This window comes from Pseudomonas sp. PS01303 (assembly GCF_029959385.1).
Taxonomy (GTDB): Bacteria; Pseudomonadota; Gammaproteobacteria; order Pseudomonadales; family Pseudomonadaceae; genus Aquipseudomonas; species Aquipseudomonas rustica.
In genome coordinates this window covers 1-21,353 of sequence record NZ_JASCPK010000104.1, presented here as the reverse complement: position 1 = coordinate 21,353, position 21,353 = coordinate 1, and the positions used below count along the sequence as shown (strand labels likewise).

Here is a 21,353-nt window from a genome sequence, read left to right as displayed (position 1 = left end):
GCCGCAGGCTGCGATCTTTTGATCTTGATTGTCAAAAAACAGGATCAAGAGATCGCAGCCTGCGGCAGCTCCTACAGGGGATCGAATAACAATAATAAGAATGCTGCATCAGAGGCTGACTGCCATGGCCGCACCTGCCCCGCCGCTGTCCCACGACGCGATCGTCCAGAATTCCTGGCAACGTTGCCGCGCGTTCGGTCTCGACCACCAGAGCACGCCGGCCTTCGATCAGTTGCCCGCCGCCGGCATCACGCATCTGCTCGACAGCCATCATTCACTGGTGCAGACCACGCATCAGGAAGTCCTGCCCTATTACGAAAACATCCTCAGCAACTCCAACTGCCTGATCATGCTCGCCGACAATCAGGGCCAGGTGCTGACCTCGTGGGGCACACAACGCTTTATCGAGCCAAACCTGGCCCGGGGGTTTCAGGCCGGGGCGAGCTGGATGGAACGCTGCAGCGGCACCAACGCGATCGGCACAGCGCTGGCCTGCGAGCAGGCGGTACACATCGAACACGACGAACATTTTCTGAAAGCCAACCGTTTCATGACCGGTTCCGCCGCGCCGATTTTCGACGCCGAGCGCAAGGTGATTGCCGTGCTCGACGTGTCCAGCGACAGCTACCTGCCGCCCTCGCACACCTTGGGCATGGTCAAGATGATGAGCCAGACCGTGGAGAACCGGCTGATCCTTAACCTGTTCCATGGCCAGCACTTTCAACTGACCTTCAACACCGGGCTGAACAACCTCGACAGCCAGTGGGCCGGGTTGTTGATTTTTGATGAGAGCGGGCAAGTGCTGTCGGCCAATCGTCGGGCGGACAATTTGCTGGGTGTGCGCTTGTCGCGGGTCAGTGTTGAGAGTTTGTTTAATGTGTCGCTGCTGGAGTTGCTCAATCAGCCGGATGATCTGCCGTTTGCCTTGCAGACTTCTGGGCGCAACCGTTTTCAGTGTCTATTGAAACGGCCGAAGCAGGCGTTGGTTCAGCCACGGGTGTTTATCGCGGAGGCCAAAGCGACCGCACCGTCGGGCATCAGCCTCAACACCTTGCACTTCGGTGACAGTCGCGTTGAAAAAGCCGTGCGTCAGGCGGAACGGCTGTTGGAGAAAGACATTCCACTGCTGATCCACGGCGAAACCGGCGTCGGCAAGGAAGTCTTCGTCAAAGCCCTGCATCAAGCCAGCTCGCGCAGCAAACAGGCCTTCATCGCCGTCAACTGCGCAGCGATCCCCGCCGAACTGGTCGAATCCGAACTATTCGGCTACGAGAAAGGCGCGTTCACTGGAGCCAATCAAAAAGGCAGCATCGGCCTGATTCGCAAGGCGGACAAAGGCACGCTGTTTCTTGATGAAATCGGCGACATGCCGCTGCCGACGCAGGCGCGGTTGTTGCGGGTTTTGCAGGAGCGTTGTGTGCAACCGGTAGGGAGTAGCGAGTTGTTCCCGGTGGATTTGCGGATTATCTCGGCGACCAATCGCTCCTTGCGCGAACAAGTGCAATTGGGCCGGTTCAGGGAGGATTTGTATTACCGCATTGGTGGGCTGACGCTGGAACTGCCGCCGCTTCGGGAGCGCAGTGATAAAGAGGCGTTGTTTAAACGCTTGTGGGAGCAGCATCGCGAGCCGACGCAATGGGCGGGATTGAGTCAGGAAGTGCTGGATTTATTCGATCGGCATCCGTGGCCGGGCAATTTGCGTCAAGTCAGCAGTGTGATGCAGGTGGCGCTGGCGATGGCCGAGGAGCAGCCAGTAAGGCCGGAGCATTTGCCGGATGATTTTTTTGTCGATCTGGAGATGGAGCCGGTGGAGAGCTGCGCCCCGTTAGGGGTTGATCTGAACGATGTCGAGGCGTTGAACCGGGAGCTGAAGGCTTCCGGGGGCAATATTTCGCATTTGGCGCGACGGTTGGGGGTGAGCCGCAATACGCTTTATAAGCGGTTGCGGCAGATTGAGGGTTGAGTAGATCCAGTTCCCCTCACCCCAGCCCTCTCCCAGAGGGAGAGGGGGCCGACCGAGGTTTCTCGCGTGGTACATCGACCTGAAAAAACCAGTCGCCTATGGATTCAAAGCATCACGTTCAAGTCGGCGTATCTCGTGAGCATCCCCCATTCAGTCCCCTCTCCTGCGGGAGAGGGCTAGGGTGAGGGCAAAAATTCCGGCTCAACCTGCACAGCCGAAGCCGCCGCCAATGTGCGCAACCCCACCCGCACAACGACCACCATCATCAAACCCGCACCAATAGCCACCGCAAACCCCGCTCGCGCGCCAAAGGCATCAATCACCATCCCCGCCAACATGCCGCCGAGTGCAACACCGACGCTGATCCCGGTAGTCATCCACGTCAGCCCCTCGGTGATCCGCGACGGCGGGATAATGATCGTGCCCATTTTCATCACCACGACCATCGTCGGCGCAAACGAGATGCCGGCGATAAACAGCGCGGCGGTCAGCACATAAACGTCCGTCGCAAAAACCGGCAGCACACCGGTAAACGCCGTGACCAATATCCCGATCAGGAACTGTTTTTCAATCGCCAGGGAAACCCTCATCGCCCCGAACGTCAGGCCTGCCACCAGCGAACCAAAGGCATAAGCCGCGAGAATGAATGTCGCCGACGCTGGCCAGCCTTGCGCATTGGCGAACGCAACGACGGCGACATCGATTGCCCCGCCGATAACGCCCATCGCCAGCAGCGCCAAAACAATGGTGCGCACGCCGGGGATCAGCAAGGTTGAGCCGGCATGACTGCTGTGACCCACGACAACCTTGGGTTCGGTCTGGCGTTGCAGCACAAACGCCGTGACCCCGATGGCCAGCAATCCGACCGCGACCAGCGGCCCCGCTTCGGCGAAAAAGCTCACGCTCAGTCCGATTGCCAGTGGCGGGCCGACGATGTAGGCCATTTCAGTCAGAACCGTGTCCAGCGAAAACGCCGTGTGTAACTGCGGCTTGCCCCGGAACAGCTGTGTCCATCGGGCGCGGATCATCGACGGCATGCTCGGCATCGTCCCCGCCAGTGCCGCCAGAATAAACAGCCATGCGGCGGGCGCGCGAATGTACACGGCGATGATCAACGCCAACAGCATCACGATGCTGAAAACCGTCACGACCGGCAGCACGCGGCTCTGGCCGCGCTGGTCAACGAGTTTCGAGATATACGGGCCGAGCATTGCATTGGCAAGGGTAAAAGTGCCGGCGACTGCACCGGCCAGCCAGTACACACCGGTTTGCTGAACCAGCATGGTGATGATGCCAATGCCGATCATCGCCTGCGGCAACCGCGCGATGGAGCTCGCGAGCACTAACCCGGTGGCGCCGGGGGTCGCGAACAGTTCGCGGTAGTGATTGGCCATGATTTCTCCGTTGCAGAATCGTCATCGACGCAGCATCCGGCTGCGTCAGACATCAAGACCTACGCGCAGAGCAAAAGCAACCTCGGCTAAAAACACAGATCAAAAGATCGCAGCCTTCGGCAGCTCCTACATGAGACGCGATTTCTGTAGGAGCTGCCGAAGGCTGCGATCTTTGATCGTTCCCACGCTACGCGTGGGCATGCAGCCGGGGACGCTCCGCGTCCCTGCAAAACCGAACGCGGAGCGTCCGAAGAGGCATTCCCACGCAGAGCGTGGGAACGATCAAAACCAGTCGATTACGGATTCGGTACAGCACGCTCAGGTCGGCGTATCTCTTGAGCATCCCCCACTCAGTCCCCTCTCCCTCCGGGAGAGGGTTAGGGTGAGGGGCTCTTCTCGCGGTCAAACAAAAACCCGCACAAGGCGGGTTTTGTTTTGCAGCAATAAAGCAATCAGTCAGCCAGACGCCAGGTAGTCCCACCCTTGCCGTCTTCCAACACCACACCCATCGCCGTCAACTGATCACGAATCCGGTCCGACTCAGCCCAATCCTTCCCGGCCCGAGCCGCCAGTCGCGCGGCAATCAGCGCATCAACTTCAGCCGCATCGACACGCCCTTCGGCGCCCGCCTGCAAGAAGTCATCGGCTTCCAACTGCAACACACCCAACACGCTCGCCAGTTCTTTCAGACGCGCCGCCAGACCCGCCGCTGCATCGAGATCGCTCTCACGCAGACGGTTGATCTCACGCACCATCTCAAACAGCACCGCGCACGCTTCCGGGGTACCGAAGTCGTCGTTCATCACGGTAGTGAAGCGTTCAACAAACGCTTCGCCGCCCGCCGGTGCAACAGTCGGCAGGCCTTTCAAGGCGTGGTAGAAACGCTCGAGTGCGCCTTTGGCGTCCTTGAGGTTGTCTTCCGAGTAGTTGATCGCGCTGCGGTAGTGGCTCGACACCAGCAGGTAACGCACGACTTCCGGGTGGTATTTTTCCAGCACGTCGCGGATGGTGAAGAAGTTGTTCAAGGACTTGGACATCTTCTCGCCATTGATGCGAATCATGCCGCAATGCATCCACGCGTTGGCGTAGGTCTTGCCGGTCGCCGCTTCGCTCTGGGCGATTTCGTTTTCGTGGTGCGGGAACTCGAGGTCGCTGCCGCCGCCATGAATGTCGAAGGTCTCGCCGAGGCAGCAGGTGGACATCACCGAGCACTCGATGTGCCAGCCCGGACGCCCGGCGCCCCACGGCGATTCCCAGCTTGGCTCGCCCGGTTTGGTGGCTTTCCACAGCACGAAGTCCAACGGATCCTGCTTGGCTTCGTCGACTTCAATACGCGCGCCGATGCGCAGGTCTTCGATTTTCTTGCGCGACAGTTTGCCGTAGCCCATGAACTTGGCGACGCGGTAGTACACGTCGCCATTGCCCGGGGCGTAGGCGTAACCCTTGTCGATCAAGGTCTGGATCATGCTCAGCATGCCCGGAATATGATCGGTGGCACGCGGCTCCATGTCCGGTTTGAGGATGTTGAGACGCGCCTCGTCCTCGTGCATCGCGGTGATCATGCGCTCGGTCAGCGCGTCGTACGGCTCGCCGTTTTCGCGGGCACGATTGATGATCTTGTCTTCAATGTCGGTGATGTTGCGCACGTACGTCAGGTTGTAACCGCTGAAGCGCAACCAGCGGGTCACCAGGTCGAACGCGACCATGCTACGGCCATGGCCGATGTGGCAGTAGTCATACACGGTCATCCCGCAGACGTACATGCGCACATTGTTGCCATCCAGCGGTTTGAAGACTTGTTTGCTCTTGGTGAGCGTGTTGTAAATCGTCAGCACTTTTAATTTCCTTGACGCTGAATCACTGGCCCCACGAATCACGCAGGGTCACGGTACGGTTGAATACCGGCTGACCTGGTTTCGAGTCCTTCAAATCGGCGACGAAGTAGCCTTCGCGCTCGAACTGGAAACGGTCTTCCGGCTGTGCATTGCCAAGCGATGGCTCCGCACGACAACCGGTGAGTACCTGCAGCGAATCAGGGTTGATGTTGTCGAGGAAACTTGCGCTGTCTTCGGCCTTCTCAGGGTTGGCCGAGCGGAACAGACGATCGTACAGACGCACTTCGCACTCGACGCTGGCCGCGGCCGGTACCCAGTGGATCACGCCTTTGACCTTGCGGCCTTCAGGGTTTTTACCGAGGGTTTCCGGGTCGTACGAGCAACGCAGTTCGACGATGTTGCCGTCGGCGTCCTTGATCGCTTCGTCGGCACGGATCACATAGCTGCCACGCAGACGTACTTCGCCGGCGGGTTCGAGGCGCTTGTAGCCCTTTGGCGGCTCTTCCATGAAGTCGTCACGGTCGATGTAGATTTCCCGGGCGAACGGCAGCGCACGCACGCCCATGTCTTCTTTCGGGTGGCGCGGCAGTTCGAGGTTCTCGACCTGGCCTTCCGGGTAGTTGGTGATCACGACTTTCAGTGGACGCAGGACGCACATGGCGCGCGGCGCGGTGTGGTCGAGGTCATCACGGATGCTGAATTCGAGCATGCCGAAGTCAACCACGCCGTCGGAACGGTTGGTGCCGACCATTTCGCAGAAGTTGCGGATCGATTTCGGCGTGTAGCCACGGCGGCGGAAACCCGACAGCGTGGACATGCGCGGGTCGTCCCAGCCATGCACGTGCTTTTCATCGACCAGTTGCTTGAGCTTGCGCTTGCTGGTGATGGTGTAGTTGAGGTTCAGACGGCTGAACTCGTACTGACGCGGATGCGCCGGCACTGGCAGCGCGTCGAGGAACCACTCGTACAGCGGACGATGGCTTTCGAATTCCAGGGTGCAGATCGAATGAGTGATGCCTTCGATGGCGTCCGACTGACCGTGGGTGAAGTCGTAGTTCGGGTAGATGCACCACTTGTCGCCGGTCTGGTGGTGATGGGCGTGGCGGATGCGGTACATGATCGGGTCGCGCAGGTTCATGTTCGGCGAGGCCATGTCGATCTTCGCACGCAGCACGCGGGCGCCGTCCGGGAACTCACCGGCGCGCATGCGGGCGAACCAGTCGAGGTTCTCTTCGACGGAGCGGTCGCGGAACGGGCTGTTTTTGCCCGGCTCGGTCAAGCTGCCACGGTATTCCTTGGCTTGCTCCGGGGTCAGGTCGTCGACGTAGGCCTTGCCAGCCTTGATCAGCTCAACGGCCCAATCGTGCAACTGGTCGAAATACTGCGAGGCGTAGCGCACTTCGCCGGACCATTCAAAGCCCAGCCATTTGACGTCGGCTTCGATCGCGTCGATGTATTCCTGGTCTTCCTTGGCCGGGTTGGTGTCGTCGAAACGCAGGTGCGTGACGCCGCCGAACTCCTGGGCTAAGCCGAAGTTCACGCAGATCGACTTGGCGTGGCCGATGTGCAGGTAGCCGTTGGGCTCAGGCGGGAAACGCGTGACGATCTGGGTGTGCTTGCCCGAGTCCAGGTCTGCCTGGATGATCGGCCGCAGGAAATTGACCGGCACGGCGGGGCCGGACTTGGCATTCGAGGTAGGGTCGACAGTGGGCTTGCTCATAGGATCCTTGACTTACAGGTGCGCGGCCGCAGTGGGGGCCAGACAAAACAAAGCCGCTATCATAGCCGATGCTGTCAAGGGGCTGACAGAGCAGGCCCTATAAAGGCATGCATTTAATCGCCGGGATTTGAAAAACTGCCTCGAAATTCGCGCCTGTCACGCTAAACTGCGCACCTTGGCCCACGCTGGCTGAACCGGTTTGGGGGCTCGATGTCCCAAAACCACGAATTCCTCTAAAGAGAAGCGATCATGACTCAAGTCAAACTGACCACCAACCATGGCGACATCGTCATCGAACTGAACGCTGACAAGGCGCCGATCACCGTCGCCAACTTCATCGAGTACGTGAAAGCCGGTCACTACGAAAACACTGTTTTCCACCGTGTCATCGGTAACTTCATGATCCAGGGCGGCGGTTTCGAGCCAGGCATGAAAGAAAAGAAAGACAAGCGTCCAAGCATCCAGAACGAAGCTGACAACGGTCTTTCCAACGACAAGTACACCGTTGCCATGGCTCGCACCATGGAGCCGCATTCGGCTTCCGCGCAGTTCTTCATTAACGTTGCCGACAACTCTTTCCTCAACCACAGCGGCAAGAACACTCAGGGCTGGGGTTACGCGGTATTCGGTAAAGTGACCGCCGGCACCGACGTTGTCGACAAGATCAAAGGCGTGTCGACCACCATGAAGTCCGGCCACCAGGACGTACCAGCAGACGACGTGATCATCGAGAAAGCCGAGATCATCGAGAAAGCCGAGATCATCGAAGCGTGATATTGCTGATTTCAGACTTGCATCTGGAAGAGGAGCGCCCGGACATCACCCGGGCGTTTCTGGATTTGCTCGCCGGACGCGCCCGCTCGGCGAGTGCGTTGTACATTCTTGGCGACTTCTTTGAAGCGTGGATTGGCGACGACGCCATGACGCCCTTCCAGCGTTCCATCTGCCAGGCCCTGCGCCAATTGAGCGACAGCGGCACGGCGATTTTTCTGATGCACGGCAATCGCGACTTCATGCTCGGCAAGGCGTTCTGCAAAGAAGCCGGCTGCACGCTGCTGAAAGATCCGAGTGTCGTGCAGTTTTACGGCGAGCCGGTGCTGCTGATGCACGGCGACAGCCTCTGCACCCGCGACGTCGGCTATATGAAGCTGCGCCGCTATCTGCGCAACCCGCTCACGCTGTTTATCCTGCGAAACCTGCCGCTGAGCAGCCGCCACAAACTGGCGCGCAAACTGCGCAGCGAGAGCAAGGCGCAGACGCGGATGAAGGCCAATGACATTGTCGATGTCACGCCGGAAGAGATTCCGCGGATCATGCAGGAGTTTGGGGTGAAAACCCTGATCCACGGCCACACCCATCGCCCGGCGATTCACAAGTTGCAGACTGGTGATGAAGCGGCAAAGCGGATTGTGCTGGGGGATTGGGATCGTCAGGGTTGGGCGTTGCAGGTGGATGAGAGCGGGTATGCGCTGGCGCCGTTCGATTTCGCCCCACCACCGGCCCTGCCCGCCCCGAGCGCATGATCGTTCCCACGCTCCGCGTGGGAATGCAGCCCGGGACGCTCCGCGTCCCATTCAGAGCCGAACGCAGAGCGTCCGTTGAGGCATTCCCACGCAGAGCGTGGGAACGATCTTGCGGGATCAGTGACCGCTGGCGGCCGGGCCTGCCTTGGCGGCAAACGGCGGCTTCGCCAGCCACACAATCAAAATCAACCCCATAAACCCCCACCCCAGCAGCGTGAAGTAATCCACGGTCGACAGCATGTACGCCTGACTGGTCAGCACATGATCCAGTTGCGCATACGCCGGGTTGCTCGCCCCGCCCAACTGGTTCAGCGCCTCCCGCGTCGCCGGTTCATACGTACTGATGCTCTCGCTCATATACGCATGATGCTGGTCAGCCCGACGAATCCAGATCCACGTAGTCAGCGAAGCCGCGAAGCTGCCGCCCAACGTCCGCAGGAATGTGGCAAGACCGGCGCCGTCGGCGATCTGGTTTGGTGGCAAGTCCGACATCAGAATGCTCAGGGTCGGCATGAAGAACAGCGCCACGCCAATGCCCATGAACAGTTGCACCAGCGCGATATGCTGGAAATCGACTTCGTTGGTGAACTCGGCGCGCATAAAGCAGCTCAAGCCAATCGCCAGGAACGCGATGCCGGCGAGTAAACGCAGGTCGAACTTGTGCGCGTACTTGCCGACAAACGGCGACAGCAGCACCGGCAGAATCCCGATCGGCGCCACGGCCAGACCGGCCCAGGTCGCGGTGTAGCCCATTTGCGTTTGCAACCACTGCGGCAGGATCAGGTTGATACCGAAGAAGCCGGCGTAACCTAACACCAACACCAGCGTGCCGATGCGGAAGTTGCGGTAAGCGAACAGCCGCAGATTCACCACCGGGTGGCGGTCAGTCATTTCCCAGATCACGAACACCGCCAGCGCCACCACGGAAATCGCCGCGCCGATGATGATGAAATTCGACTCAAACCAGTCGAGGTCGTTGCCCTTGTCGAGGATCACCTGCAACGCGCCGACGCCGATGATCAGCGTGATCAGACCGACGTAGTCCATCGGCTGACGGCTGGTTTCCACCGGACGTTTGGCCAGTTGCGAACGCACCACCATCACCGCAAAAATCCCGATCGGCACGTTGATGAAGAAGATCCACGGCCAGCTATAGCTGTCAGTAATCCAGCCACCGAGAATGGGGCCTGCAATCGGCGCAACCACCGTGACCATCGCCAATAACGCGAGGGCCATGCCTCGCTTCGCGGGGGGATAGACCGCGATCAACAGGGTTTGCGTCATCGGATAGAGCGGCCCGGCGACCAGGCCTTGCAGGACGCGGAAGCCGATCAGTTCCGGCATCGACGTCGAGATACCGCAGAGAAACGAGGCCAGCACGAACAGAATCGTCGCCCAGAGAAACAGTTTCACCTCACCGAAACGCCGACTGAGCCAACCGGTCAGCGGCAACGCAATCGCGTTGCTCACGGCGAACGAGGTGATCACCCAGGTGCCCTGCTCCGAACTCACCCCGAGGTTGCCGGAAATCGTCGGCAGCGCCACGTTGGCGATGGTGGTGTCGAGCACTTGCATGAACGTCGCCAGCGACAGACCGATGGTGCTGAGCAACAGGCTGGGCGGCGTGAAAGAAGCGTTATTGCTCATCGCGAATCCTTTGAAACCGGGTTGACGCTGCGTCTGTTACAGACGCGGCTGCCCATGCGGAAAACAATCTATGGGATAAGGAAAACTACTGTGGCGAGGGGATTTATCCCCGTTGGACTGCGCAGCAGTCCCGTCTTTTCCTGATCCAAAGAGGGGTCGCTGCGCGACCCAACGGGGATAAATCCCCTCGCCACAAGGAATTCCTTTTCCCAGATCAATCCCTGTACCTCAGATAAATCCCCTGACCACAGGTGCGATCTCAGCGTTGCGCGGTTTTGCTCGCCGCGGCGCTGTTGTCGTGGATCAGTTGCGCGATCATCGCGTCGGCGTCGGCCAGTTGCTGATCGTAGATATTGGTGGTGAACGAGGCCTTTTGCGGTGGCTGCTGCGCCAGCATCGGGCCGCTCTGGTCGTGCAGGTTCACTTCAACGTTGGTCGACAGACCGACGCGCAGTGGGTGCTTGGCCAGTTCTTCGGCGTTGATGTGGATGCGCACCGGTACACGCTGAACGATCTTGATCCAGTTCCCCGTAGCGTTCTGCGCAGGCAGCAGCGCAAACGCACTGCCCGTACCGGCGCCGAGGCTGTCGACGGTGCCGCTGTATTTCACATCGCTGCCGTACACATCGGATTCGATGTCCACCGGCTGACCGATGCGCATGTCGCGCAGTTGGGTTTCCTTGAAGTTGGCGTCGATCCACAGTTGATCCAGCGGAATCACCGCCATCAGCGCAGTACCCGGTTGCACACGCTGACCAAGTTGCACGGTGCGCTTGGCCACGTAACCAGTGACCGGCGCGATCAAGGTGCTGCGCGCATTGGTCAGGTAAGCCTGACGCAATTCAGCGGCGGCCTGCATCACGTCCGGGTGCGAAGAGACCACGGTGTCATCGACCAGCGCGCTGGTGGTTTTCAATTGCTGTTTGGCATTGGCCAAGGCGTTTTGCGCCGAGGTCAGGTCGTCGCGAGCGTGGGACAGTTCTTCCTGAGAAATCGCGCCGCCAGCGGCAAGGTTCTTCCGGCGATTGAAGTTGTCCTGGGCCTTCTGCACTTCGGCCTGTTGCGCGTTGACCTGGGCTTTCATGCCATCCACGTTGCTGTACAGACCGCGCACCTGACGCACGGTGCGCGCCAGTTTCGCCTGGGCACTTTGCAGGCCGACTTCGGCATCGTTCGGGTCGAAGTTGATCAGCACCTGACCTTCGTGAACCAGATCACCATCGTCAGCACCGATGCTGACCACAGTGCCGGTGACCAGCGGCGTGATTTCCACAACGTTGCCATTCACGTAGGCGTCGTCGGTGCTTTCGTTAAAGCGCCCGATGAACTCGTGATACGCCCACACGCCAGCGCAGGCGAGCAGGACGACAACGGCCAGCACCACCAGCATCACTTTGCGTTTGCGCGGGTTGCCGTTGTCCGGGGTGTTGTCTTGAGCTTGAGTGTTTTCGGCAGTGGCCATGACAATTACCTTGAATTAGTTGTGCGGCGTGGCTGGGGTGGCGTTGGCTGCGGTCAGGGTCTGCCCCTGGAAGCCGCCGCCCAGCGCTTGCATCAGTTGAATCGACAGGTCGATCTGCTCGGCATTGAGGTTGGCCAGTTGACGCTGGGCCTGCAGCAATTGCTGCTCGATGCTGAGCACGTCCAGGTAGTTGCCGATGCCGGAACCGTAACGCTGGACGACGGTGTTGTAAGAATCCTGAGCAATCTCGGTGGCGTGTTGCTGCGCGCCGATCTGCCGGCCGATATCACGCAACTGGTTGATCGTGTCGCTGACATCGCCCAGTGCTTGCACCAGATTTTTGTTGTACTGCGCCACTGCCAGATCGTAATCGGCGTCGCGCGCATCGAGGTTGGCGCGCAGGCGTCCGCCGTCGAAGATCGGCACCGAAATGGTCGGGGCAATGTTGAAGAAGCGACTGGCCGAACCAAACATCGCGTCACCCAACAAAGATTCGGCACCGGCCGAGGCCGACAGGTTCAAGTTGGGATAGAAGCGGGTTTTCGCCGAGTCGATGTCTTTGCTCGCGGCTTCTACACGCCAGCGTGCGGCGACCAAATCCGGACGACGACCGAGCAGCTCGGCCGGCAATACCGACGGCACTGCGACAGCACTGGCTTGCAGGACTTTCGGCCGGGCAATTTCATTGCCGCGATCCGGGCCTTTGCCGAGCAGTACGGCCAGCGCAATTTTGGCGCTGTTCAGGCGTTTTTCCGCGTCGATCAGGTTGGCCTCAGACGTGGCTTCCAGACTTTGCGTTTGTTGGTATTGATACTGGCTGTCGATCCCGGCGCTCAGGCGACGCTGGCTCAGGTCGAGCATTTGTTTGGTGCGTTTGAGGTCGTCGTTGGACAGGTCATAAACGATGTGCGCCTGACCGAGATCGCTGTAAGCGCGAGCGACGTCGGCAGCGAGGGTCAACTGCGCAGCCTGACGATCGACTTCGGCGGCGCGGGCCTGACCGAGTGCAGCTTCCCAGGCATCGCGCTGGCCGCCCCACAGGTCGAAGTTGTAATTGAAGCCGGCGCTGACATTACGCACGGTGGCGTAGGCATCGCCCTGCCCCAGCGGATCCTGATCCTTGGCCAGGCGCGAACGGCTGATGCCGGCGCTGGCGTCGAGGGTCGGATAGCGTTCGGCATCGGCGGCATAGGCGGCGGCGCTGGCCTGGTGGGCGCGCGCTGCGGCGATCTGCATGTCCGGGCTGTCGTGCAGGGCTTCGCGGATCAAGCCGTCGAGTTGCGGATCGCCGAGGCTGGTCCACCAATCGCTTTTCGGCCATGCGGCTGGCGACAGGGTCACGCCGTTGAGGGATTGGCCGACTTTCAGGTTTTTCGCATCAAGGTTCTGGCCTTGAGTGTCGAGGCCGCTGTAGTTGGCGCAACCGGCGAGGATCATCGCCGACAGCACCAGCGTGAGGCTTCTGCGCAAGGTTTTACCGCTCATTGTGTTCACCTAACCGCTGGATAGTGATCGGGTCACCGGCTGCCAGCAGGATTTTCTTGAGGATGTATTCCAGGGTCTGCAACTCGTCCGGAGTGACGGCGCCCGCCAGTTCATTCATCGCGTTGGCGCCGATGTGCGGCAGGCGATCGGCCAGTAACTGGCCTTGCTCGGTCAGGGTCAGTTGCACCTGACGGCGGTCGCCTTCGCTGCGTTGGCGAGCCAGAAAACCTTTCTGCTCCAGACGATCGAGCATGCGCGTCATCGAACCGCTGTCGAGCGACAGATGCCGGCACAGTTCGGCCGGGGTATCGACGCCGTACTGAGCCATGATGATCAACACCTTGAACTGCGCGGCGGTGATGCCGTGGGGTTCCATGTGGGTGTCGATGATCCGGTCTTTGAGCAGCGCAGCACGGCCAAGCAACAGGCCGAGATGGCAGTGTTTGAATTCGTCCGGGGTGAAATGCTTCATTTGCTCACCTAATAACTGCCTAGGCAGTGAATGTATGTCGAGATGTTACTGCCTAGGCAGCGAATGTCAACGCAATAGTTAGGTTGCTTAGCAATTAGTTGACCAGTGGGCTTGGTTTTTGTGTTGCCCGCGCGGACGCCTTCGCGAGCAAGCTCGCTCCCACAGGGTCATGTATCACCTGTGGGAGCGAGCCTGCTCGCGAAGGAAGCGACTCGGTTTTGGAGGGGGGCGCGGTTAGAAATCGCGCTTGTAGAAGATATCCAGCGAACTCGCGGCTTGGTTTTTGTGTTGCTCGCGCGGACGCCTTCGCGAGCAAGCCCGCTCCCACACTGGATCTCCATTCGACGCAAATTTTGTGTCCGCTGGAGATCCCCTGTGGGAGCGAGCCTGCTCGCGAAGGGTACGACTCGGTTTAGGAGGTAGCGCGGTCTAGAAATCGCGCTTGTAGAAGATATCCAGCGAACTCGCGACGCCACTCGCCGCTTCGACGTAGACCTTTTTGCTCAGCTTGTAGCGCAAGGCAATGGTGCTGGCCGGTTCAAACACGCCAACGCCATAACGCAAACTGAGCTTCTCGGTAATGTTGCCGCTGGCCACCACGCTGGTGGCATCGCCGCTGCCCGCCGTGTCGAGCTGGAAGTCCTGAATCCCGAGATCCTTGGCCAGGCTGCTGGTCACCCCGGCGCTGCCCATCAAGCCCAACCCCAACGCCGCTTGCGCGAGCATGTTGTTGTCTTCGCCGTTGGTGCTCAGCGGACGGCCGAGTACCAGATAGGACAGCGCCTGCTCCTGGCTCATCGCCGGTTCGGAGAAGATCTGCGTGGTCGGCTGTTCGGCGCTGCCGCTGAGGCGGATACCGGCGATCACGTCGTCGGTCTGGCGAATCGCTTCGATGTCCAGATACGGCTGATCGATGGGCCCGGCGAACAGCAGGCGCGCACGCCGCACAGACAAGCGCTGACCGTAAGCACTGTATTTGCCATCGTTGAGCCACAGCTCGCCACGGGTGTCCATGTTGTCGCCGATGTGCACATGCCCCTGCACATTAGCGGTCAGGCCAAATCCGGCGAAGGCGAGTTTGTCGTCGCCAACCTCCACGTCGATGTCCATTTTCATGGCCATCGGCGGTTTGCCCTCTTCGGTCTGCGCGCCGACGATGATCGTGTCGTCAGAGACTTTCACCGTCGATGGCGGCAGTTCACGCACGGTGATTTCGCCTTTCGGCACCCGCACTTTACCGGCGATTTTCAGCTCATCGCCGGCCATGGAAATTTTCAGATCCGGCGCCATTTCAAGCTTGGCGTACGGTTCGACAGTGACCGGCAACTGCGTGCCTTTCAGCGCCAGATCGACCACCAGCGCCTGCCCCCAGGCGACGTTACCGTTCAAGCTGCCCTGCCCGCTCTTGCCGCTTTTCCAGCCGCCGTCCAGACGCACCGATTCACCGGCGATCAATGCGGTGAGTTGCAGATCCTGCAGCTCCATCGGCAACTCGGCGCCGGACACTTCGCCGTCACTGAGTTGCACCGTGCCGTTGACCAGCGGCGCCAGCAGACCACCGGAAATCGTGCCGCTGCCGTTCAGGCGCCCGGTGAGTTTCTCGACCATCGGCACAAACGGCCGCGCCACCGACAGATCCAGACCGGTGAGGCGGAACGAGCCGCTCAGCGGTTTGTTTTTCGGCAGTGGATTGAGCTGCGCCTGCACCATCAGTTCGCCGAGCTTGCCGCCGACGAAGTTGAGATCAGTGTCGACGCGCTTCGGTGTGAGTTTGCTGGTGAGCTTGAGCGTCTGGTACGGGAAGTCCAGCCACTGATCCTTTTCTTTCATGCGCAAGGTGCCGCCGCTGGCGTCGATGCTGACCACGCCGTTCGGGCCGCTGGCCGGCAGATCCAGTTGCAGATCGGCGTTGAGCTTGCCCTGCCAGGCGAAATCCTTCGGCAGCCATTGCGCGAGGCTTTCGATCGGGAACTGCTTGAGGTGGTAGCGCAGTTTCGGCTCGGGCATCAGCCGTTGGTCTTCACCGCACAGGCTGGCATTGCCGGACATCCAGCAATGCGCGCCGAAGTTGATTTTGCCGTCAGCCAGACGTTCGAGTTTGGCCGGGTTTTGCAGCTTCCAGTCCTGGCCACCGGCCTGAATATCACCGCTGGCCAAACGGCCGCGCCAGTTGCCCTTGTCCAGATTGCCGTCGAGACCGAGGGCCAGTTTCAGCTTCGGCCCGAGCAGGTCGAGGCTGAGTTTCTGGCTCTTGATGTCGCCTTGAGCGCTGGCGGTCAGCGTGCCCAAAGACGTATCCCCGGCCTGAATGCCGCTGCCCTTGAGGTCGATTTTCGCCCGTTGCGCACTGTCGAGGGTGGCGTCGAGGGTGAGGCTTTGCAGGCGATTATCCTGGAACGCCAGTTGCGAACCTTGCAGACCGAGTTTGCCCTGCGGGGCTTTCAGCGTGCCGGCGACATCGACGCGGCCGTTGATCTGCCCGCGCAATTCTGGCCAAAGCTGAGCCAGACGCGCCAGTTTGATGTCGATCTGCCCGGTGAGTTTCTGTTGCAGGCTGCCCTTGCCGTTGATGCTGTTGTCGCCGAGGCGGATTTGCAGGGCATTCAGGTTCCACTGTTCGCCAGCGCCGTCGGCCTTGGCTTGCAGGATCGCCGGTTGCCCGCGCAGTTTGCCTTTGAGGTCGAGATCAGCGGTCAGGCTCAGGCGCTGGTTTTTCATCTCGCCTTTGCTTTTCAGCGGCCCGGCCAAGGTGCCCGGCAACTCAGCGACCCAATACGCCGGGTTCAGCGCCGACAGATCCAGCGCCGTGTCCCAGGCGATGCCGTCGGCGAACTGCACGTTGACGTGCCCTTCAGCCTTGCCCTGCCCCGCTTGCATTTTCAGTTGCGGCAAAGCGATCTGCTTGAGGTTGCCGCTGAACGGGCTGCTCAGAGTGAACGCGCCCGCCGGGCCATCCAGTGCGGCGGCGAAGTTGCCGAGGTATTGGCCGTCGGTGTAGGAGACTTCGCCGGTGAAGGTACGCAAAGCGACTTGCGGCTCGTCGATTTCGTTATAGAGCCGGTGCCACGGGAAATCCTGCCAATTGATGTTGGCTTGCGCCGTGAGGCCTTTGCTCCAGTCAACGCTGCCGGTGAGCTTGAGGCTTTGCTTGTCGTTGGCGCTCAGGTCGAGGCCGGCGATTTGCGCGCCACTGGCGTCGACTTTGCCTTTCAGCAACAACGCGACCGGGCCTTGATCGGCGGGCAGCGCAGCGTTGCCGTTTAACTGGTAACCGTTTTTCAGGTCGCCTTCGGCGGTCAGCAGCAGTTGATTAAGTTGCAGGGTGTCCGGCAGATCGGCGCTCGGTTTGAACGCGTCGCTGGTAATGCGCAGCTTGGCCGGCAGGTTTTCCACCAGTGGTTGCAACTCGCCGTTCAATTGGCCGTCGAGGTAGCCACGACTGTCGGCGTGCAGGTTGAGGGTTTTCAGCAGGTCGCCGTCGATTTTTAGCGCCAGCGTCCATGGGCCCTTATCCGGCGATGGCAACGTCAGGTCACCGGCGATGTTCAGCGGCCAGTTACCGGTCGGCGCGAGGGTGCCGGACAGGTTCAGGCTGAGGTCGTCGCGCTGCAATTTGATGCTTTCAATCTGCATGCCCTGAGCAGTCCAGTGCGCCGCCAGTTGCAACCCTTTCAGTTGTTCGCTGCCGTTAAACAGCAGACTGCCGACCTGCACGTCGCCCAGCTCGATCGCCACCGGCAATTGCAGATCCGGCAGTTTGATCGGGCCGCTTTCAGTGGTTTCTTCACTCGGCGGAAATTGCAGGATGACCTGATCAGCCTTGAGCTGTTCGATGCACAGAGTCATGCGCGTCAGGCACAGCGGCGACCAGGCGAAAATCGCCTTGTTCAGCTCGACGCGGCTGGTGTCTTGCTGCCAGAGCAGATGATCGGCGCTCCACTGGCCACCGAGACGACCCTGAAAATTCTCGACGCTGAGGCCCGGCACCAGCCCCAGCACCCAACGGCTGCCGGCCTGCGTGCCGAGCACCGTGGCGACGCTCAATGCAATCAACAACACCAACGCCAATAGCGCGAGTGCCGTTATTTTCAAACCACGCTTCACAGCTCAGGCCCCATGGAAAAGTGCAGCCGGATGCCGCCGTCGTCGTCGAGTGCGTGGGCCAGGTCGAGGCGGATCGGCCCGACCGGCGAGACCCAGCGCACACCAATACCGACCCCGGTCTTGAGGTTCGGCAGTTCGAGTTTATTGAAAGAGTTGCCCTGATCGACGAAGGTCGCCACGCGCCATTTTTCCGCGATCGAGTACTGGTATTCAACGCTGCCGGCGACCATGTAGCGGCCACCGATGCGATCGCCCTCGGAGTTTTCCGGGGACAGGCTCTGGTAGTCGTAACCGCGCACGCTCTGATCGCCACCGGCGAAGAAGCGCAGCGACGGCGGCACCGATTTATAGCCGTTGGTGGCGCTACCGCCGACCTGCACGCGACCGAGCAAGCGGTGTTTGTCGAACACCGTGGTCAGGCCTTTGACCAGCGCGGTGCCATATAGAAGGTTGTTATCGGAACCGAGGCCTTCCTTCGCCACTTTGCTTTCGAAGCTCAGGCGATAGCCGTTGTGCGGGTCGATGCGGTTGTCGCTTTTCAGGTACGAGTAGCTGATGCCGGGCATCAGCAAGGTGCTCAGGCCCGAGTCGTCACCGAGTTCGTACTCTTCGCGCTGCCATTTCAGCGAGATCACCCGCTGCCAGCCGCTCGGCAATTTGCTGTGCCATTCCGGTCCAAAGGTCAGCAGTTTGCTCAACGTGTCGGAGCCGTCGATGTCTTCAAATTGATAGCCGCCGGCCCAGCGCAGTTTGTCGGTCAGTGGCGGGTCGAGCGGGATGTCGTAGAACAGCCCGACGTTTTGCCGTGGCGCCGAGAGTTCGGCCTCCCAGCCATAACTGTCGCCCTGCGGGTTGACCCAATGACGCGTCCAGTTGGCTTTGATACGTGGGCCGACGTCGGTCGAGTAACCGAGGCCAAGGCCCATGGTGCGTGGTTTGCGCGTGTCGAGTTTGACGTCAACCGGAATCACATCATTCTTCGCGGCAGTCGGTGCGGCATCGACGCGCACGCCTTCGAAATAGCCGCTCGATTGCAGGTCGCGGTTGAGTTCAGCGATCAGCTCCGAGTCGTACGGCTCGCCTTCCTTGAACGGCACCATGCGTTGCAGCAGGTCTTCGTCGAACGGCGTGTCGCCTTCGAATTTGACGCGGCCCAGCGCGTAACGCGGGCCGCTGTCGTAGATCAATTCAACGTCGGCGACACCCGCGCGCGGGTCGACCAAGAGTTTTTGGCTGGTGAAGTGGCCGCTAAAGAAGCCGAAGCGTGAAGCCTGATTCTGAATAATTCTTTTGGCGTCTTCATAACGCCCATGATTGAGCACCGCGCCGGACTTGAGCACGTCGCTTTTCGGTACACGAAAGGATTTGAGGGAGGCCGCCGGGCCGTCAACGCGGATGGTGACGTTGCGCAGACGAATCGGTTCGCCGGGATCGATGTTCAGCACCAGGCGCGGTTTTTCGCCGCCCTTCACGTCACTTTCAATCTGCGGCTGGTAGTAGCCCAACGCCTGGGCCGCTTTGCGCGCCTGCTCTTCGGCACCGCGACTGAAGCGCAGCAAGGCTTCTTCGTCACGGTCACCGAGGCTGCCGATATAGCCTTCTATATTGGCCTTCAGTTCATCGTTGGACGGTTTGATCCGCACATCCAATTCACTTTGCGCCAGCGCCGCGCAGCTGGATAACAGCATGAGCACGCCACTGGTAAATCTTCCTGGAAACTTCATAGGCGCGGATGCTATCACGAGCTTGGGAGCGTGATAGATCAAGACTTGTCTCGAAAAGTTCGACGCTTAAGCAGTCGCCGTTTGTAACACTTGCGGATTGGCGTGGAAAAATACGTGTTCTCGCACCGGGCCGACGGCAACCTCGCCGATCTCCTCGTAACCCTGCCTTTTATAGAATTCCAGATAACGTGGATTGCCGGTGTCGAGCACCACGCCTTGCGACGTTTCATCGACGGCGCACCAGTTGTGCACGGCGGTCAGCAGTTGCTCACCAAAGTGTTTGCCCTGGAACTGCGGATGAATGCCCAGCAGCGGCAGCATGTGCACTGACTCGGTCGGCACGCACGCGGAAACGGCGTCGTGGTATTCGAGATAGCGGCGGGTGCAGCGGAAACCGGTGCTGAGCACCATGCGCAGGCGCCAGGCCCAACTTTCGGTGATGCCCAAGCGTCGTTGCGGTGGCGCGATCAGGGCGATGCCGATCAAGCGGTCGTTGACCAACAGGCCGATGGCCGGCAACTCCTGGAGGAAATGCTGTTTGACCAATTCACGCACGGTGGCGCGTACGCGTTGTTCGTAGCCTGGGCGCTCGGCTTCGAACAGGTAGCCGAAGGTCGGTTCGTGGCGATAGGCCTGATAGAGCAGCGATCGGGCTTCGCGGGAATAGCCGCGGTCGAGCATATGAATGTCGGCGATGGCGGTCTGGGTTTCAGGCATGACAGTGATTCTCCCCGGGGCGCGTCAAATGGCGGCGCTCTTGTTGGTACGAACCTTTTGGCGTTGGCACAGTTCCCCACAGGTATAGACCAACTCGGGATCTTCATCGACTGGGTGGACGCCTTCGCGAGCAAGCTTTGCTCCTACAAGGATTCTGGGCGCCTGCTTTTGTAGGAGCAAAGCTTGCTCGCGATAGCGCCATTGCACACACCAAAAATCCCACAGCCAAAAATGATTTCTCCCACCCCACACTGGCCCATCTCCCCCATGTCAGCTAGCATCGCCCTTTTGCCAGGACTGCCGACCATGAAGATCGTTTCCTTCAACATCAACGGACTGCGCGCCCGTCCGCATCAGCTGGCAGCGCTGATCGAAAAACACCAGCCGGACGTGATCGGCCTGCAGGAAACCAAGGTTCACGACGACCAGTTCCCGCTGGAAGAAGTCCGCGCCCTCGGCTACCACGTGTATTTCCACGGGCAGAAAGGTCACTACGGCGTAGCGATGTTGTCGCGTCAGGAACCGATCGCCATTCACAAGGGTTTCGCCACCGACGACGAAGACGCCCAGCGGCGCTTTATCTGGGGCACCTTCGCCGACGCCAATGGCGTGCCGGTGACGATCATGAACGGCTATTTCCCACAGGGCGAAAGCCGCGACCACCCGACCAAATTCCCCGCCAAGCAGCGTTTCTACAGCGATCTGCAAGCACTGCTGGAAAGCCAGTTCCACAACGAACAACCGGTCGTGGTGATGGGCGATGTGAACATTTCCCCGGAAGACTGCGACATCGGCATCGGCCCGGACAACATGAAGCGCTGGCTGAAAACCGGCAAATGCAGCTTCCTGCCGGAAGAGCGCGAGTGGATGGCGCGCCTGAAGAACTGGGGCCTGACCGACAGCTATCGCCACCTCAACCCGGACGTGACCGACATGTTCAGCTGGTTCGATTACCGCAGCCGTGGTTTTGAGGATGAGCCGAAGCGCGGGTTGCGCATTGACGTGATTCTGGCGTCGCATGGTTTGCTGCCGCGAGTGAAGGCGGCGGGCGTGGATTATGAATTGCGCGGGATGGAAAAACCGTCCGACCATGCGCCGATCTGGCTGGAACTGGCCTGATCCTCGAATCACCAGAACCCCATATGGCTATGGGGTTCTTTACTCAGATGACCTGAATTGGGTGGCCAGTAGAAGTACCTGTGGCGAGGGGATTTATCCCCGATGGGGTGCGAAGCGCCCCCATATTCTTCCTGTTAAACCGCATTCAAAGGTTTTGGGTCGGCTTCGCCAACCATCGGGGATAAATC

14 protein-coding genes are annotated in these 21,353 nt (G+C 60.1%); 4 read left to right on the top strand and 10 right to left on the bottom strand.

Features of this window, described 5'->3' with window-relative positions; translation table 11 throughout:
- Window positions 1-124: 124 nt before the first annotated feature.
- Window positions 125-1,963 carry a sigma-54-dependent Fis family transcriptional regulator gene (locus QMX93_RS22510; protein ID WP_282358025.1) on the top strand — a complete coding sequence of 613 codons (1,839 nt, stop codon included), beginning with the start codon at window positions 125-127 and terminating at the stop codon, window positions 1,961-1,963.
- A gap of 176 nt (window positions 1,964-2,139) precedes the next feature.
- Here the strand turns inward: QMX93_RS22510 and QMX93_RS22505 are convergent, their stop codons facing one another.
- The 3 genes from QMX93_RS22505 to QMX93_RS22495 all read right to left on the bottom strand — a co-directional run bounded on the left by QMX93_RS22505 (window position 2,140) and on the right by QMX93_RS22495 (window position 6,912).
- Window positions 2,140-3,357: an MFS transporter gene (locus QMX93_RS22505; RefSeq protein WP_282358024.1), complete on the bottom strand. Its 1,218-nt coding sequence runs from the start codon at window positions 3,355-3,357 to the stop codon at window positions 2,140-2,142.
- A 452-nt stretch (window positions 3,358-3,809) separates the two neighbouring features.
- Window positions 3,810-5,192, bottom strand: coding sequence for a cysteine--tRNA ligase (gene cysS / locus QMX93_RS22500; protein ID WP_159813925.1), 1,383 nt, complete (start codon window positions 5,190-5,192; stop codon window positions 3,810-3,812).
- Between the two features lie 22 nt (window positions 5,193-5,214).
- The gene (locus QMX93_RS22495; RefSeq protein WP_008082132.1) at window positions 5,215-6,912 is read right to left on the bottom strand and encodes a glutamine--tRNA ligase/YqeY domain fusion protein; all 1,698 of its coding nucleotides are present in this window, start codon (window positions 6,910-6,912) and stop codon (window positions 5,215-5,217) included.
- Window positions 6,913-7,161: 249 nt separating this feature from the next.
- On the opposite strand from QMX93_RS22495, the gene QMX93_RS22490 reads away from it, so the two are divergent.
- Both QMX93_RS22490 and lpxH read left to right on the top strand, forming a co-directional pair.
- Window positions 7,162-7,686: a peptidylprolyl isomerase gene (locus QMX93_RS22490; protein ID WP_282358023.1), complete on the top strand. Its 525-nt coding sequence runs from the start codon at window positions 7,162-7,164 to the stop codon at window positions 7,684-7,686.
- Complete coding sequence (gene lpxH / locus QMX93_RS22485; RefSeq protein ID WP_282358022.1) at window positions 7,683-8,435, top strand: UDP-2,3-diacylglucosamine diphosphatase; 753 nt, start codon at window positions 7,683-7,685, stop codon at window positions 8,433-8,435. Before QMX93_RS22490 ends, lpxH begins: the two co-directional genes overlap by 4 nt.
- Before the next feature lie 117 nt (window positions 8,436-8,552).
- Here lpxH and QMX93_RS22480 read toward each other — a convergent pair whose 3' ends face one another.
- The 7 genes from QMX93_RS22480 to QMX93_RS22450 form a co-directional block, all read right to left on the bottom strand.
- Window positions 8,553-10,082 (bottom strand): DHA2 family efflux MFS transporter permease subunit, encoded by a 1,530-nt coding sequence (locus QMX93_RS22480; RefSeq protein WP_053121684.1) that lies wholly within the window; start codon window positions 10,080-10,082, stop codon window positions 8,553-8,555.
- A gap of 259 nt (window positions 10,083-10,341) precedes the next feature.
- Window positions 10,342-11,544, bottom strand: a complete 1,203-nt coding sequence (locus QMX93_RS22475) for an HlyD family efflux transporter periplasmic adaptor subunit (RefSeq protein ID WP_212544715.1) — start codon at window positions 11,542-11,544, stop codon at window positions 10,342-10,344.
- A gap of 15 nt (window positions 11,545-11,559) precedes the next feature.
- The gene (locus QMX93_RS22470; protein WP_282358021.1) at window positions 11,560-13,029 is read right to left on the bottom strand and encodes an efflux transporter outer membrane subunit; all 1,470 of its coding nucleotides are present in this window, start codon (window positions 13,027-13,029) and stop codon (window positions 11,560-11,562) included.
- Entirely contained in the window at window positions 13,019-13,501 is a 483-nt protein-coding gene (locus QMX93_RS22465) for a MarR family transcriptional regulator (RefSeq protein WP_282358019.1), read from the bottom strand. The genes QMX93_RS22470 and QMX93_RS22465 overlap by 11 nt, the downstream gene beginning before the upstream one ends.
- A gap of 429 nt (window positions 13,502-13,930) precedes the next feature.
- Window positions 13,931-17,605: a translocation/assembly module TamB domain-containing protein gene (locus QMX93_RS22460; protein ID WP_282358018.1), complete on the bottom strand. Its 3,675-nt coding sequence runs from the start codon at window positions 17,603-17,605 to the stop codon at window positions 13,931-13,933.
- Complete coding sequence (locus QMX93_RS22455; protein WP_159813937.1) at window positions 17,602-19,329, bottom strand: autotransporter assembly complex family protein; 1,728 nt, start codon at window positions 19,327-19,329, stop codon at window positions 17,602-17,604. Before QMX93_RS22455 ends, QMX93_RS22460 begins: the two co-directional genes overlap by 4 nt.
- Before the next feature lie 66 nt (window positions 19,330-19,395).
- Entirely contained in the window at window positions 19,396-20,046 is a 651-nt protein-coding gene (locus QMX93_RS22450; protein WP_159813939.1) for a GNAT family N-acetyltransferase, read from the bottom strand.
- Between the two features lie 306 nt (window positions 20,047-20,352).
- Between QMX93_RS22450 and xthA the strand changes: the two genes are divergently transcribed.
- Window positions 20,353-21,165, top strand: a complete 813-nt coding sequence (gene xthA, locus QMX93_RS22445; RefSeq protein WP_159813941.1) for an exodeoxyribonuclease III — start codon at window positions 20,353-20,355, stop codon at window positions 21,163-21,165.
- Window positions 21,166-21,353: the final 188 nt, after the last annotated feature.